The following is a 14,736-nucleotide window of genomic DNA, read 5'->3' on the forward strand; positions in this document are numbered from 1 at the left end:
CATGGTGAGCGAGACCGATCTGAGGCACCTGCGCCGCTGCGTGGAGCTGGCGGCCGAGGCGCTGGAGGCGGGCGACGAGCCGTTCGGCTCCGTGCTCGTCGCCGCCGACGGGACCGTCCTCGCCGAGGACCACAACCGGGTGGCCTCCGGCGACGCGACCCGCCATCCCGAGTTCGAGCTGGCGCGCTGGGCCGCGGCGAACATGACCCCGGGGGAGCGGGCGGCGGCGACCGTCTTCACCTCGGGGGAGCACTGCCCGATGTGCGCCGCCGCGCACGGGTGGGTCGGGCTCGGCCGCATCGTGTACGTGAGCTCCTCGGAACAGCTGGTGACCTGGCTCGCCGAACTGGGCGTTCCCGCGCCTCCCGTGCGGGCCCTGCCCATCGGGGAGGTCGTCCCCGGTCTGGAGGTCGAGGGGCCGGTTCCCGCCCTGGCGGAGCGGGTGCGCGACCTGCACCGCCGTTTCCACGGCTCCCCCTGATGGGGGCGGGGGCGTCTGGGTACACCTCTCTACAGAACTTTTGACAGCATTTGTTGATATCCGTTGTTAACTCGGTGAATATCGGTGCATATGGGGAGAAAGTCCTAATTACGTCCAAGAATCGATCGACGGAGGTTTCGATGATTCGAAGGATCATGGTCTTGCTGGCCGTCGTGTTCGTCGTGGTAGGAGGCGTCGCCGGCGGTGCTCTCGCCAAGCCCAAACTCAACGAGCATGACAAGGCGTTCCTCGCTCAGGCTCACCGGTCCAACCTGGCGGAGATCCAGGCGGCGCAGCTGGCCGAGAAGAAGTCGAGCGACCAGTCCATCCAAGCCATCGCCAGGAAGCTGGTCGCCGACCACACCCAGCTGGACTCCCAGATCAAGCAGACGGCCGAGAAGGTCGGCGTGAAGCTGCCCGAGAAGCCGGGGTCCAAGCAGACTTCCGGCCTCGAAAAGCTGTCCAAGCTGAACGGCGCGGCCTTCAACTCGGCCTGGGTGCGGACGCAGATCGCCGGTCACCGGCAGTTCCTCGCCAACATCAACAAGGAGCTGCGCGAGGGGTCCTCTCCCGAGGTGAAGAAGCTCGCCTCGGACGCCAAGCCTGTCATTCAGGGACACCTGGACCTGTTGCAGCAGATCCACGGCGGCGGCAAGTCGCCGCACACCGCCCCGCCCCACGGCGTCACGCCGACCCGCTGACGGGCCGTGGCGCGGCGGGCCCTGCTCCGGAACGTCCCTGACGGAGGCGGGGGCCGGCCGAATCGCCCGCGGGCCCGGCCGGGGGACGACTCCCCGGCCGGGTCGCCGCGTGAGCGGGCCGGGGCCGGTCGAGGGGGCCGAGGGGGAGTCGAGGGGGAGAGGGGGAGTGGTCAGGGGGCCGCCGGACGGCCCAGATAGCGCAGGACGGCCAGGACCCGGCGGTTCCCGGGCGAGGTCGGCGGCAGGCCCAGCTTGACGAACACGCTGGACACGTGCTTCTCGACGGCGCCGGCGGACAGGTGGAGCCGGGCCGCGACCTCGGCGTTCGAGCAGCCCTCCGCCATGAGCGCGAGCACCTCCCTCTCGCGGGGGCGGAGCGGGGGAAGATCATCCATGGCGCACCAGCTTCACGGAGTAGGGAAAACCAGAGAGTTCGCGCAGGCCACTTGCCATGACGAGACCGTACGGCCTAAATGTAGGCCATGCGGTCGAAAAATATTCCGGACGGACGGAAATCGCCGGGCAGGAAGAAGTCCACGTTCATCGAGGAGGCGCGCAGACGCCAGATCGTGCGCAGCGCGATCACGACGATCGCGAGCGCGGGGCTCGCGCAGGCGTCGCTGGCCCGGATCGCGGACGAGGTCGGAATCAGCAAGAGCGTGATCTCCTACCACTTCGACGGCAGGGACGAGCTGATCGAGGAGATCGTCAACGCCCTGCTGTCGGAGTCGAACCGGTTCATCAGGTCCAGGGTCGAACAGCGGACCGGCGCCCGCGCCAAGCTCCGCGGCTACGTCGAGGCCAGCTTCGCGTTCATGGCCGAGCACCGGGAGAACTTCGTCACGATGGTCGACATCTGGGGAAGTTTCGGGACGACCGAGGCCAAGAGCGCCTTCAACGCGACCGCCTACGACCCCTGCAGGCGGCACCTCGAGGCGATCCTGCGCCAGGGCCAGCAGGACGGTGAGTTCCGCGACTTCACCCCCCGTACCCTGGCCGCGACGATCCAGGGCGCCATCGACGGCGTCATGCTCCAGTGGGTCTTCGACGAGGAGGCCGTCGACCTCGCCGGGTGCGCCGCGGAGCTGGCCGTCATGTTCGACCTCACCACGAGCCGTCCCGGCCGGGACGGCCGGTGAGCGCCGCCGGCCTGGGCCACCTGCTCAGGGAGCGGGCCACGGTCGCCGGAGACCGGCCGCTGCTGCGCTTCGAGGGCGTCACCACCACCGTCGCCGAGGTGGAGGAACGGACGAACAGGCTGGCCAACGTGCTTCGCGCCCGGGGCGTCGGCCGGGGCGACCGGGTGGCGGTGATGCTCCCCAACGGCGCGGGCTTTCCCGTCGCCTGGCTGGCCGTCGGCAAGCTCGGTGCGGTCGCCGTACCGCTCAACGTCGGCTACCGCAGCGACGACCTCGCCCACGTGATCGGGGACTCGGGCGCGGTGCTGGCGCTGGCGGGCACGGCCGAGGCGGCGCTGGCGCTCCTCGGCACCCCGGTGGGGCAGGTCGGGCTCCTGGACCCGGCGGACGCGGGCCCCGCGCGCCGGACGGTCCCCGGCGCCTTCGACGCCGGAGCCGAGTCGGCCGCAGCCTCGCCGTCCTTCGAACTGCCGCCGGTCGGCCCCGACGACCTGGTGAACCTCCAGTACACCTCGGGGACGACCGGTTTCCCCAAGGGATGCATGCTCACCCACGGATACTGGCTGCGCCTGGCGGAACTGGCGGCCGGGCTCGTCAGGGTGGGGCCCGGGGACGTGGATCTGACCACGCAGCCCTTCTCCTACATGGACCCGCAGTGGAACACCGTGCTGTGCCTGATGGCCGGCATCCCCCTGGTGATCCTGCCCAGGTTCTCCGCCTCCACGTTCTGGCGGTCGGTACGCGAGGAGGGGGTCACGTTCTTCTACCTGCTCGGCACCATGCCGGTCTACCTGCTCCGGCAACCGGAGGACCCGCGGGACCGCGACCACCGGGTACGGCTGGTGCTGTGCTCGGGCATCGTCGCCGAACTGCACGCCGCCTTCGAGCGGCGGTGGGGGGCGCCCTGGCGGGAGGCGTACGGCATGACCGAGACCGGTGTCGACCTCGCTGTCCCGATCGACGACGACACCTGCGTGGGCAGCGGCGCGATCGGCGTTCCGGTGCCCGGCAAGCACGTCGAGCTCGTCGACGGCGAGATCGTCGTCAGCGGCAGCCCGATGATGCTCGGCTACTGGAACAACCCCGAGGCGACCGCCGAACGGATCCGCGACGGCCGGCTGTACACCGGCGACCTCGGCCACCGGGACGAGCGCGGCCACCTCCACCTCGTCGGCAGGCGCAAGGACATGATCCGGCGCGGCGGGGAGAACATCGCCGCCGCCGAGGTCGAGGCGGCCCTCACCCGGCACCCCGCCGTCCGCGCCGCCGCCGTGGTCGCGGTGCCCGACGAACTGCGGGGAGAGGAGGTCAAGGCGTTCGTGCAGGTCGGCGCCGCCGTACCGCCCGAGGAGCTGATCGCGTTCGTGAGGGAGCGGCTCGCCGGCTTCAAGGTGCCGCGCTTCGTGGAGTACGTCGAGGAGTTCCCCATGACGCCGTCGGAGCGGATCGCCAAGTATCTGCTGCCCACGGGACGTGACAACGAATACGACGCGAGACAGGAGGCAGTATGACCGGGCAGCCGCAGGACACCCCCGCCCCAGCGGCGGACGGGGACGGACCGGCGCGAGGAGGGGAGGGCACGGCCGACATCCGGACGGCGCGCAGCGGCGCCACGCTGGTGGTCACCTTCGACCGCCCCGAGGTGCTGAACGCCTTCAGGGACCGGACGTTCGCCGAGCTCGGCGCGGCCCTCGACGAGGCCGAACACGACGAGACCGTGCGCGCGGTGGTCCTCACGGGGCACGGCCGCGCCTTCTCCGCGGGCGTCGACCTGGCCGAGACCGCGGCCCGCCTGTCCGGTACGGCCGAAGCCGACATGGCCGCGGTGGTCGAGGGCTTCCAGAACGTCACGAGACGACTGGTGGACTACCCGAAGACCGTCATCTCCGCGGTGAACGGGATCGCGGTCGGGGTCGGGGCCGAGCTGGCGATAGCCAGCGACCTGCGGATCGCGGCCGCCGAGGCGGAGTTCGCCTTCATGGAGGTGCGCCGCGGCCTGTACCCCACCAACGGCGTCCTGTACTTCCTGCCCCGCCTGGTCGGACACGGCCGGGCCGTCGACCTGCTGCTGGCGGGCGAGCGGATCGGCGCCGCCGAGGCGCTCGCCGCCGGTCTGGTCAGCCGCGTCGTCCCCGGCGACGACCTGCTCCCCACCGCGACGGCCCTGGCCGAGACCATCGGATCGGCCGCGCCGGTCCCGGTCCGGCTGATAAAACAGCACCTGCGCAGGACCTGGGAGCTGGATCTGGAGGGCATGCTCGCCCTGGAGACCGAGGGATCCCTCGCCTGCCTGCGCAGCGAGGACCTGGCCGAGGGGCTGCACGCCTTCACCGAGAGGCGCGGCCCCGCCTTCAGAGGCCGCTGACCCGGGGCCCGCCCCCGCCTCGTCCGTTCGCTCTCTCCCGCTCGGACCGTCCGTCACTCTCGTCCACCTCCTCCGCCCACTCTCCGATCCCCTTCGAACCCCTTCGAACCCCTCTGCACCTCCTTCGTCCCTTCTCCACCGCCCGCCCCACGGCGGCGGGCGGCCCCGGACGCCCCGGTGCGCCCGGAACCTGCCATGCCCGAAAACCGGCTCGGGGGCCACGAAACCAAGGAGCATCGATGGCGCAAGGCGAGACAGCGCTCCACCGCGGACTGCGGCGGCGGCACATGACAATGATCGGTTTGGGCGGCGTCATCGGCGCCGGCCTCTTCGTCAGCAGCGGCGCGGTGATCGGTACGGCGGGGCCCGCCGCAGTCGTCGCCTACGCCGTGGGCGGCGTGATCGTCATCCTGGTGATGCGGATGCTCGGGGAGATGGCCGCGGCGCATCCCACCAGCGGCTCGTTCTCCCGCTACGCGGAACTGGCCCTGGGCCGCTGGGCGGGATTCCTGGTCGGCTGGAGCTACTGGTACTTCACGGTCGTGGCGATCGCGTTCGAGTCGGTCGCCGGCGCCAAGCTGGTCTCGGGCATCGTCCCCGGCCTGCCGGTGTGGCTGGGGGCACCGGCCCTGCTGCTGACCCTCACCGTGGCGAACCTGATCTCGGTGAAGGTGTTCGGCGAGACCGAGTTCTGGCTGTCCTCGCTCAAGGTCGCCCTCGTCGTCGGGTTCCTGGCCGTGGGCACGCTGTACCTCGTCGGCCTGTGGCCGCACGGCGGGACCGGCCTGTCCACGCTGACCGGCCACGGAGGGTTCGCCCCGCACGGCTGGACCGCCGTGCTGACCGCGCTGGTGACGGTGATCTTCTCCTACTTCGGCGCGGAGATCGTCACGATCGCCGCCGCCGAGTCCGCCGAGCCCGCCAGGGAGGTCGCGAGGGCGACCGTCCGGGTGGTGTGGCGGGTGCTGCTCTTCTACGTCGGCTCCGTCTTCCTGATCGTCGCGATCGTGCCGTGGAACGAGGTTCCGGCCAACGGCGAGGACAGCCCCTTCGCCGCGGCCATCGGCGCCCTGGGCGTCCCGGGCGCGAAGGGCCTGATGAGCGGGGTGGTCCTGGTCGCGGTGCTGTCGATCCTGAACGCCGGGCTGTACGGCTCCTCCCGGATGCTGATGTCCCTCGCCGAGCGGGGAGACGCGCCCTCGGCGCTGGCCCGGGTGCGGTCGTCGGGCGTGCCCGCCCTCGCCATCCTGGCGGGCGGTTGCGCCGGGCTGGTGATCCTGGCCGCCGCGGGCCTGCTCGACCCGGAGGCGATCTTCGGTTTCCTGCTGAACACCTCCGGTCTGCTCACCCTGGTGCTGTACCTGTTCATCGCGGTCAGCCAGCTGCGGCTGCGCGCCCTCGCCGATCCCGCGACACTGACGGTGCGCATGTGGGGACATCCGTGGCTGAGCTGGGCCGTGCTCGCGCTGCTGGGCGCCGCGCTGCTCGCCGTCGCCACCTCTCCCGGCGTCGGGCCCGTCGTGCTCGGCGTCGCCGTCATCCTGGCCGTGACGCTGGCGGCGTACGCGGTCCGGGCCCGGCTGGGCCGTACGGTCCCGCCCGTCGTCGACTCCCTGGAGGTCTCCTGAGACGTCCGCTCCGCGGAACCGCGGCCGTCCTCGATCCGCCGCCCACCCGCCGGGAGGGCGGCGGCAAAGACAGTGCCAAAAGCCGCAACACGGTGATTGCGGATGTTGTTTTCGCAGGTCACCGCCCTAGGCTGAGCATCACCTGATGGCCGTGTGATGACCGTGCCCGTCGCAGGGCGTCGAAGGGGCAAGGGTTCCCGTGAGGCTTGTCGTCGATCTCAACCGCTGCGAGGGATACGCCCAGTGCGCCTTCCTGGCGCCGGACGTCTTCACCATGCACGGCGAGGAGGCCCTGATGTACCTTCCCCGTGCGAGTGAGGCGCACCGCGAACAGGTCATGAGGGCCGTCGCCGCCTGCCCGGTGCAGGCCATCACCGTCGACCGGGCCGACGCCGAGGAGACCGGGACCCATGCCGGCTGACGCCGCCGCGCAGGCGTTCCGCCGCCAGGGGCGGGTGGTCGTCGTCGGCGCCTCGCTGGCGGGCCTGCGGGCCGCGGAGACACTGCGCGAGGAGGGCTTCACCGGATCGCTGACCGTCATCGGTGACGAGCCGCACGAGCCCTACGACCGGCCACCGCTGTCCAAGCAGGTCCTGCTGGGCCGGACGGCGGCGGACGACACCGCGCTGCCGCGGCGGGTGAGACTCGACGCGCGCTGGCTGCTCGGGGTCGCCGCCACCGGGCTGGACCTGGCCGGGAAACGGGTGCGTCTCGCGGACGGCGAGGAGGTCGAGTACGACCGCCTGCTGATCGCGACCGGTGCCCGCGCCCGCCCCTGGATCAAGGAGACGGAGGCCACGCTGGACGGGGTCTTCGTCCTGCGGACCAGCGACGACGCCGCGGGGCTCAACCGGCGGCTGAGCGCGGGCCCCCGCCGGGTGCTCGTCGTCGGGGCCGGGTTCACCGGCTCCGAGATCGCCTCCGCCTGCCGCGAGCGGGGGCTGGAGGTCACGGTCGCCGAACGCGGCCCCGCCCCTCTCGTGGGAGCCCTCGGCGGCGTCATCGGCGCGGTCGCGGCGCGCCTGCAGCGGGAGCACGGCGTGGACCTGCGCTGCGGCATCACGGTGACCTCGCTCGAAGGCGACATGGCCGGACGGCTCAGGCGCGCCCACCTGTCCGACGGCACCGCGCTCGACGTCGACGTGGCGGTGATCGGACTCGGCGCGATGCGCAACACCGAGTGGCTGACCGGCTCCGGGCTCGCCGCGGGCCCGAGAGGCATCGCCTGCGACGCCGGGTGCCGGGCCTTCGACGTTCACGGCATCGTCACCGACGACGTCTTCGTCGCCGGGGACGTCGCCCGGTCCCCCCATCCGCTCTTCGGGTACCAGTTCCTCTCCCTGGAGCACTGGGGCAACGCGGTCGCGCAGGCCGAGGTCGCCGCCCACAACATGATCAACACTGGGCTTGACCGCCGCCCCCACCTGTGGGTGCCCGCTTTCTGGTCCGCCCAGTTCGGCGTCAACATCAAGTCGATCGGCGTGCCGCCGATGGGCGAGGAACTCGTCGTCACCCAGGGGGCGCTCGGCGAGAACCGCTTCGTCGCCGCCTACGGGTACCAGGGCCGCGTCATCGCGGCGGTCGCCTTCGACCAGGCCAAGTGGCTGGACTTCTACCGCAGGCTCATCGAGTCGGCCGCGCCCTTCCCGCCGGACTTCCCCGGTGTCGACAGGCGCCCCGAGGGCGCGCGGCCGGTGCCCGCCGACTTCCCCGACCCCTCCCTGCCGACCCACGGACCGACCGTGACGCTGAGCGGCTACTCGCCCAGCGAGCGCAGGCTCCAGTTCACCCCGGCCCGCGCCTGACAGCGGGCGCCTTCCACCGAGAACCTTCGAGGACTCCGCCATGACGCAGGGCACGCTGTTGCAGCAGATCACCGACTACGCCAACCGTGCCGATCCCTACCCCCTGTACGCCGAGCTCCGCAGGACGCCGGTGGCGCGGCAGGACGACGGGACCTACACCGTCAGCACCTACTGGGAGATCCTCGGCCTGCTGCACGATCCGCGGATCAGCTCCGACGTGCGCAACCGTCTTCCCCAGGAGGGATGCGGGCTCCTGCCGGAGCAGGAGGAGGAGGGCCTGCCACCCAGCTTCATCAGGTTCGACCCGCCCGAGCACGACCGGCTGCGCAGGCTGGCGATGCGGCCGTTCGGGCCGCCGCACAGCCCCCGGCGCATCCACGACATGCGCGGCGAACTCACTCGGATGGTCACCGGCCTGATCGACGACTTCCGGGACGGGAACCAGGTCGACCTGGTGGACGACTTCGCCTACCCGTTCCCGGTGATGGTGATCTGCAAGCTCCTGGGGGTGCCCCACGAGGACGAGGCCCGCTTCCACGCCTGGGCGGAGCAGGTCGTCGCCGGTCTCGACCCCAACCCGGCCGAGGATCCCGCTGAACGGCAGCGCGCCACCCAACGGGCCAGGACCGAGCTGGGCGGCTATCTCGCCGGGCTGATCGAGGAACACCGCCGGGCGCCCGGCGGCGACCTGCTGTCGGCGCTGGTCACCGAGCAGGGTCCCTGCGGGCGCATGTCGCCGATCGAGGTGGTCACGACCGCGGTCCTGCTCCTCATCGCCGGTCACGAGACCACCGTCAACCTCATCACCAACGGAATGCTGACCCTGCTGCGCCACCCCGACGCGCTCAAGAGGCTGAGGGCCGACCCCGGCTTCGCCGTCCCGCTGGTGGAGGAACTGCTGCGCTACGAGCCGCCGGTGCAGTTCCTGCCCCAGCGCACCGCCCTCACCGACATCGACATCGCCGGAACCGTCATTCCCCGGGGTGCGCCGATCTGGCTCGTCCTGGCCGCGGGGAGCCGTGACCCCAGGCGCTTCGCCGACCCCGACAGGTTCGATCCGGAACGCCCGGACAACCAGCACTTCGGGTTCGGCAGCGGCATCCACTACTGCTTCGGCGCGCCGCTGGCCCGCCTGGAGACGCAGATCGCGCTGACCGAGCTGGCCCGCAGGCTCGGCAACCCCCGGCTCGTCGACGACCCGCCTCCCTACCGGCGCAATCCGGTCCTGCGCGGCCCCCGCCACCTGCAGATCGCCTTCGACGGCGTCACGGCCTGACGCGGTGACCACCCGTCTTCACCGTGTCCGTGTCCGTGTCCGGGCGCCGGTACGGCGGGTGGTGAAACGGAGCGGAGCGGCGCCGGCGAGCGGTGCCCGACCCGGTGAACGTTCCCGGTCACGGCGCCGGCGCGGGCGGCGTCAGCTCAGGTAGTCGCGCAGGGCCTGGGACCTGGACGGGTGGCGCAGCTTGGTCATGGTCTTGGACTCGATCTGCCGGATGCGCTCGCGCGTCACCCCGTAGACCTTGCCGATCTCGTCCAGCGTCTTCGGCTGACCGTCGACGAGGCCGAACCGCATCGACATCACCCCGGCCTCGCGGTCGGAGAGCCCCGACAGGACGGCACGCAGCTGCTCCTGCAGCAGGCCGAAGACCACCGCGTCGTCGGGGGTGATCGCCTCGGAGTCCTCGATGAGGTCGCCGAACTCGCTGTCGCCCTCGGTGCCGAGCGGGCTGTGCAGGGAGATCGGCTCGCGGCCGTACCGCTGGACCTCGACGACCTTCTCCGGGGTCATCTCCAGCTCGACCGCCAGCTCCTCCGGGGTGGGCTCGCGGCCCAGGTCGGCCTGCATCTGCCGGTGCAGCCTGGCCAGCTTGTTGATCACTTCGACCATGTGGACCGGGATGCGGATGGTCCGCGCCTGGTCGGCCATGGCGCGGGTGATCGCCTGCTTGATCCACCAGGTGGCGTAGGTGGAGAACTTGAAACCCTTGGTGTAGTCGAACTTCTCGACCGCGCGGATCAGGCCCAGGTTGCCCTCCTGGATCAGGTCCAGGAAGAGCATGCCGCGGCCGGTGTAGCGCTTGGCCAGCGAGACCACCAGGCGCAGGTTGGCCTCCAGCAGGTGGTTCTTGGCCCGATGGCCGTCCTCGGCGATCCACTCCAGCTCGGCGCGGACGTCGACCGGCAGCCGGTCGCCGTCGATGTCCAGCCGCTCCTCGGCGAACAGGCCCGCCTCGATGCGCTTGGCCAGCTCGACCTCCTGCGCGGCGTTGAGCAGGGGGACCTTGCCGATCTGCTTGAGGTAGTCCTTGACCGGATCGGCGGTCGCGCCCGCCGCTCCCGCCAGAGCGCCGGGCAGCTCGTCATCGTCGTCGGCCAAGATCAGCGCGTTGTCCTCGGCGGAGGCTGTCACGGCGATCACATCCTTAATGGAGAGCCGGCAGGGCAAACACCTGTGAACTTCAAAGTACGTGCTGTGAAGGTGTGCTGCGGCCATTGCCGACGTGGACGTCCCGGCGAGTCCGTCCCGCTCGCGCGGTACCGCGGCCCGCCCGCGGGGCAGGCGGGAGGGCCGGCACGACGAGACGCCCGCGCGGGCCGGGGCGCCGCAGGCCCGCGCGCACGGGGCCGCGGCGGGAAACGTCACCGGCTGACCCGCGAGGTTTTCCCTTTTCTTCTCCCGTCGTTTCTTGAAACGCCGGGAGAGATATCACCGGGAATGCCCTCGGTGCGGGTGCCCCGGTATCGGTCCGTGGCGCGCGGGATTCCTCTCCGCCCGCGGAGCGAGGTGGAGGCGGGAACGGTGTGAAACATGCGAATCGCCGCGAGGACGTCACGGATATGGCGGTGTCGCCGCGGGCGGTTCGCTCCGGGAATGTTCCGGGAGAGGCGTGGTCCGGCCGGATGCCGAATCCACCTCCGGCTCGCGACGGCGTGCGCGCCCATCGCCGGTCGAATGCCGGTGCCGGATGGGGGCCACGGGATTGACGGGCCGTTGTTCTTTCGCGTTTCCCGGCGGAGAGCACGGAGAGAGAAGACGCGGGGTGAACGCCGTTGCATGCTTGGTCCGGGCGCGTTGCCGTCGCCGGGACCGCCCCGGAACGGCCGGGCGCCGAGCGTCCGGACGGGCTCTGACAGGCTCCGGCGGGCTCCGGCGGGCTCCGGACGGGATCCGGGAGAACGCCGGACGAGCCCCGGACGAGCCCCGGACGGGCTCCGGGCAGGTCCCGGGAGAACGCCGGACGAGCCCCGGACGAGCCCCGGACGAACTCCGGACGAACGAGCATCCGGAAACCCGCTTCCCCCGTGCGAGAGGACAGACTCGTGAGCCAGCTGCAGGACGTGATCTCCGACTTGACCGCGGAGGGCGAGGAGGTCGACCGCCTGGTCGCCGGTCTCGACGCGGCCCAGTGGGCGCTGCCCACCCCCGCTCCCGGATGGACGGTCAAGCACCAGATCGCCCACCTGATCTTCATCTTCCGCCTGGCCGGGCTGGCGGCGTCCGACCCGGAGCAGTTCAAGGCGATGATCGCCAGGGCCGGGCAGGACCTGGAGAAGGCGGTGAACGCCGCGCTCGCCGAGCACCTGGAGGTGTCCCCGGAGACCCTGTTCGCCCGCTGGCGGACGGACCGGGAGGCCTCGCTCAAGGCGCTCGCCGCCGTGCCGCCCGACCAGACGGTGCCCTGGCTCGTCAGGCCGCTGCCGCCCGCCGTGCTCGCGAGCGCCGGATACATGGAGATGTTCGGGCACGGCCAGGACATCGCCGACACGTTCGGGATTCGGCGGGAGCCGACCGACCGGATCAGGCACCTGGTCGGGTTCGCCGTGCTGACGAGGGACTTCGGCTACCTGTCGCGGGGCCTGACGCCCCCGGAGGAGGAGTTCCGCTTCGAGCTCACCGCGCCCTCCGGCGAGCTGTGGACGTTCGGTCCCGAGGACGCCGCGCAGCGCGTCACCGGGCCCGCCCACGACTTCTGCCTGCTCGTGGTCAGGCGCAGGCACCGCGACGACCTCACGCTCACCGCCTCGGGGGCCGAGGCCGACCGGTGGCTGGACATCGCCCAGGCCTACCGAGGGCCCGCCGGGCAGGGCCGTACTCCCGGCCAGTTCGCGGCCGCGCGGCGATAGCGCGTGCGGGCGGGGCGCCCGCCGCGCCCTCCGGCACCCTCACCCGGCCGGTCTCCCCGCCCGCCTCTCCGGTGCCCGGGATCCCCGGTGTTCCGGGAGCCCGGGTCCCGGGTTTCCCCGCCCGCGTCCGGATCCGCGGCTCCTCCGGCCGCCGAGCAGCGCAATTCAAAAGATGCATCACGTTTTCGTGCAGATGAGCATGAAATGGTCAAGCCGGTGCTGGAAGGTCGCGCCGGCCCAAGGCAGGGAGGTCCCATGCCGACGCTTTTCGGCTCGCTGCGCACTCTTCTGATGGCGCCGTCCCTGGCCGAGGTGACCTTCGCCGGGAGGGGTTTCCCGGTCACGCCGTCCGAGGCGACCCGGCGCCTTGAGGCGATCCCCCAGGCGGTGGTCTGCGGATTCGAGTGGGGGATCAACGCGCGTGACCAGTGGGAGGTCGAGCGCAGGCTCGGCATGGTCGACCAGGAGCTGCGCGGTTTCGCCTACGAGGGCGCGACGATGGCGTTCACCGTCCTGGACGCGATGAGCGGCGGTCGTGGTCACCGCGCCCGCGACCTGCTGACGGGGCCGGGCAGGCCCCACATCTTCCTGACCTACATCGGCGTCGGTTTCGCCATGGCGCGACTGCCCAGGCCGCTGTGGCGGAAGGTGGTCCCCGACCTGGACGGGGTGGAGTACCACCCCACGATGAGCTGGCTGGCGGTCGACGGGTACGGCTTCGACCGGGCCTACTTCGACACCCGGCGCTGGGTCGACGAGCAGACGGTGCCCGCGCCCTACCCGTGGGAGGGCTCGCCCGGCTACTTCCTGCGGGCGGTCGACCAGGGCATCGGCCGGGCGCTGTGGTTCATCCACGGCGCCCAGGTGACCGACGTCGCCACCGCGGTCGAGCGCTTCGCCGAACACCGGCGGGCGGACCTGTGGAGCGGTGTGGGGCTGGCGGCGGCGTTCGCGGGCGGCTGCGGTCCCGAGGCCCTTGCCGCGCTGCGCAGGCAGGCCGGAGAGCACAGGGCAGAGCTGGCCCAGGGCGTGGTGTTCGCGGTCAAGGCCCGTCACCACGCCGGTTTCGTGCCACCGCACACCGAGGTCGCGGCCTCGGTCCTGGCGGGCCTGTCCGTCGAGGCCGCCGTCGCGCTCGCGGACGGCACCGCCGTCCAGCGCGGCTCGGACACGTCACCGGCGTACGAGTTGTGGCGCCGGGCCGTGCGCGCGCACTTCCTCTCACCGGCCGGCCGCCTCTCGATCTGACCGGACGGCCCTTCCGGTCGTCGTCCGCCGTGCCCGCCCGCGAGGGTCCGCCGTTTACCGTCGCCGCCTTTCACCGCGTTTATGGCGCCGAAATTCCGGCCGATCTCCGGATGTGGTTGAACAATGCGCGGCCTCTTGCTGGAAAGTTTCCTTTGTGTTTTCGTGAGCACGTTTGAAGTAGACAGTCACTTGAGCCTTCTGTGTAGATTTGTCGAGAGATCGCTTTAAGGAGATGAATCTATTGGATGGGGGGTGTGAGAGAACAAGTGGCCAATATGTGGAGGATGCTGAGGCGCCGTGTTCTGACCCCGAGCGTCTCGGCCACAAAACTTGAGACACGCGGTTTCAATGAGAAAACTCCGGCCGCGAGAGAATTGCTGGAAACGATTGGCGAGAAATTCCTGACCGGTTACGCCCATGCGGCGGAGGCGCGTTCCCCCGCGGAGGCGGAGGAACGGCTGGAGACGATTCCGACGAGGTTCCGCGGTTTCGCCTACGAGGGCGCCGCGATGGGCTTCGCCGTCCTCGACGCGCTACCGCTCGGCGGCGGGGACAGAATCGCCCGGTTCCTCGCGGGGCGGGGCGACGACCACATCTACATGGTCTACGTCGGGATCGGCTGGGCGATGGCCCGGCTGCCCAGGTTCCGATGGCCGGAGATCTCCGCGTTCGATCCGATGCTGCGCTGGCTCGTGCTGGACGGCTACGGCTTCCACCAGGCCTACTTCCGCACCGGCCGGTACGTCCACGGGCAGTTCCTCGACCCCCGTTTCCCCTGGACGGCCGACCGCTTCCAGTGGTACGCCAACCACGCCGTCGACCAGGGCATCGGCCGGGCCATGTGGTTCGTCGGCGGCACCGACGCCGACCTCGTCGCCACGATGATCGACAGGTTCCCCGAGTCCCGCCGAAGCGACCTGTATGCGGGCGCCGGGCTGGCCGCCACCTACGCGGGCGGCGCGGACGAGCAGGAGCTGCGGACGTTCTGGCAGCGCGCGGGAGAGTATCGGCCCCAGGTCGCCCAGGGCTGCGCGTTCGCGGCCGAGGCCAGGCAGCGGGCCGGCCTCGTGGTGCCGCACACGCTGCTCGCCACGCGGGTGTTCTGCGACATGACGCCGGAACAGGCGGCGCGGATCAGTGAAAAGGCCCGCCCCGACGGGCCGGTCCAGGGTGATGTGCCGGCCTACGAGGTGTGGCGGCGGCGCATCGCCGACGAGTTCGCATCCCTTGGGAGGTGTTAG

At 71.3% G+C, this 14,736-nt stretch carries 12 protein-coding genes and 2 pseudogenes; 12 read left to right on the top strand and 2 right to left on the bottom strand.

Annotated elements, in window-relative coordinates:
- Position 1: 1 nt before the first annotated feature.
- The gene (locus AB0N02_RS18840) at positions 2 to 481 is read left to right on the top strand and encodes a nucleoside deaminase (protein WP_363947825.1); all 480 of its coding nucleotides are present in this window, start codon (positions 2 to 4) and stop codon (positions 479 to 481) included.
- A gap of 140 nt (positions 482 to 621) precedes the next feature.
- A complete protein-coding gene (locus AB0N02_RS18845) occupies positions 622 to 1,182 on the top strand; it encodes a DUF4142 domain-containing protein (RefSeq protein WP_363947828.1) in 561 nt (186 codons plus the stop codon).
- Between the two features lie 170 nt (positions 1,183 to 1,352).
- Here the strand turns inward: AB0N02_RS18845 and AB0N02_RS18850 are convergent.
- A pseudogene (locus AB0N02_RS18850) lies at positions 1,353 to 1,559 on the bottom strand (helix-turn-helix transcriptional regulator); the annotation flags it as partial.
- Positions 1,560 to 1,664: 105 nt separating this feature from the next.
- On the opposite strand from AB0N02_RS18850, the gene AB0N02_RS18855 reads away from it, so the two are divergent.
- The 7 genes from AB0N02_RS18855 (at position 1,665) to AB0N02_RS18885 (ending at position 9,395) form a co-directional block, all read left to right on the top strand.
- Positions 1,665 to 2,321, top strand: coding sequence for a TetR/AcrR family transcriptional regulator (locus AB0N02_RS18855; RefSeq protein WP_363947831.1), 657 nt, complete (start codon positions 1,665 to 1,667; stop codon positions 2,319 to 2,321).
- On the top strand, positions 2,318 to 3,832 hold the full coding sequence (locus AB0N02_RS18860) for an AMP-binding protein (protein ID WP_363947833.1): 1,515 nt from the start codon (positions 2,318 to 2,320) through the stop codon (positions 3,830 to 3,832). The genes AB0N02_RS18855 and AB0N02_RS18860 overlap by 4 nt, the downstream gene beginning before the upstream one ends.
- Positions 3,829 to 4,686 (top strand): enoyl-CoA hydratase-related protein, encoded by an 858-nt coding sequence (locus tag AB0N02_RS18865; RefSeq protein WP_363947836.1) that lies wholly within the window; start codon positions 3,829 to 3,831, stop codon positions 4,684 to 4,686. The genes AB0N02_RS18860 and AB0N02_RS18865 overlap by 4 nt, the downstream gene beginning before the upstream one ends.
- Positions 4,687 to 4,925: 239 nt before the next feature.
- On the top strand, positions 4,926 to 6,314 hold the full coding sequence (locus tag AB0N02_RS18870; RefSeq protein WP_363947839.1) for an amino acid permease: 1,389 nt from the start codon (positions 4,926 to 4,928) through the stop codon (positions 6,312 to 6,314).
- A 199-nt stretch (positions 6,315 to 6,513) separates the two neighbouring features.
- A complete protein-coding gene (locus tag AB0N02_RS18875; RefSeq protein ID WP_363947842.1) occupies positions 6,514 to 6,735 on the top strand; it encodes a ferredoxin in 222 nt (73 codons plus the stop codon).
- Positions 6,725 to 8,119, top strand: coding sequence for an FAD-dependent oxidoreductase (locus AB0N02_RS18880; protein WP_363947845.1), 1,395 nt, complete (start codon positions 6,725 to 6,727; stop codon positions 8,117 to 8,119). The genes AB0N02_RS18875 and AB0N02_RS18880 overlap by 11 nt, the downstream gene beginning before the upstream one ends.
- A 40-nt stretch (positions 8,120 to 8,159) precedes the next feature.
- Positions 8,160 to 9,395: a cytochrome P450 gene (locus tag AB0N02_RS18885; RefSeq protein ID WP_363947848.1), complete on the top strand. Its 1,236-nt coding sequence runs from the start codon at positions 8,160 to 8,162 to the stop codon at positions 9,393 to 9,395.
- A 141-nt stretch (positions 9,396 to 9,536) separates the two neighbouring features.
- Here the strand turns inward: AB0N02_RS18885 and AB0N02_RS18890 are convergent.
- Positions 9,537 to 10,523: pseudogene (locus AB0N02_RS18890) on the bottom strand (RNA polymerase sigma factor); the annotation flags it as partial.
- 920 nt (positions 10,524 to 11,443) lie between these two features.
- On the opposite strand from AB0N02_RS18890, the gene AB0N02_RS18895 reads away from it, so the two are divergent.
- The 3 genes from AB0N02_RS18895 to AB0N02_RS18905 all read left to right on the top strand — a co-directional run bounded on the left by AB0N02_RS18895 (position 11,444) and on the right by AB0N02_RS18905 (position 14,736).
- Positions 11,444 to 12,247 (top strand): TIGR03084 family metal-binding protein, encoded by an 804-nt coding sequence (locus AB0N02_RS18895; RefSeq protein WP_363947851.1) that lies wholly within the window; start codon positions 11,444 to 11,446, stop codon positions 12,245 to 12,247.
- A 255-nt stretch (positions 12,248 to 12,502) separates the two neighbouring features.
- A complete protein-coding gene (locus AB0N02_RS18900; protein ID WP_363947854.1) occupies positions 12,503 to 13,495 on the top strand; it encodes a DUF1702 family protein in 993 nt (330 codons plus the stop codon).
- 284 nt (positions 13,496 to 13,779) lie between these two features.
- Positions 13,780 to 14,736 carry a DUF1702 family protein gene (locus AB0N02_RS18905; protein WP_363947857.1) on the top strand — a complete coding sequence of 319 codons (957 nt, stop codon included), beginning with the start codon at positions 13,780 to 13,782 and terminating at the stop codon, positions 14,734 to 14,736.

It is taken from the genome of Streptosporangium sp. NPDC051022, assembly GCF_040683035.1.
Taxonomy (GTDB): domain Bacteria; phylum Actinomycetota; class Actinomycetes; order Streptosporangiales; family Streptosporangiaceae; genus Streptosporangium.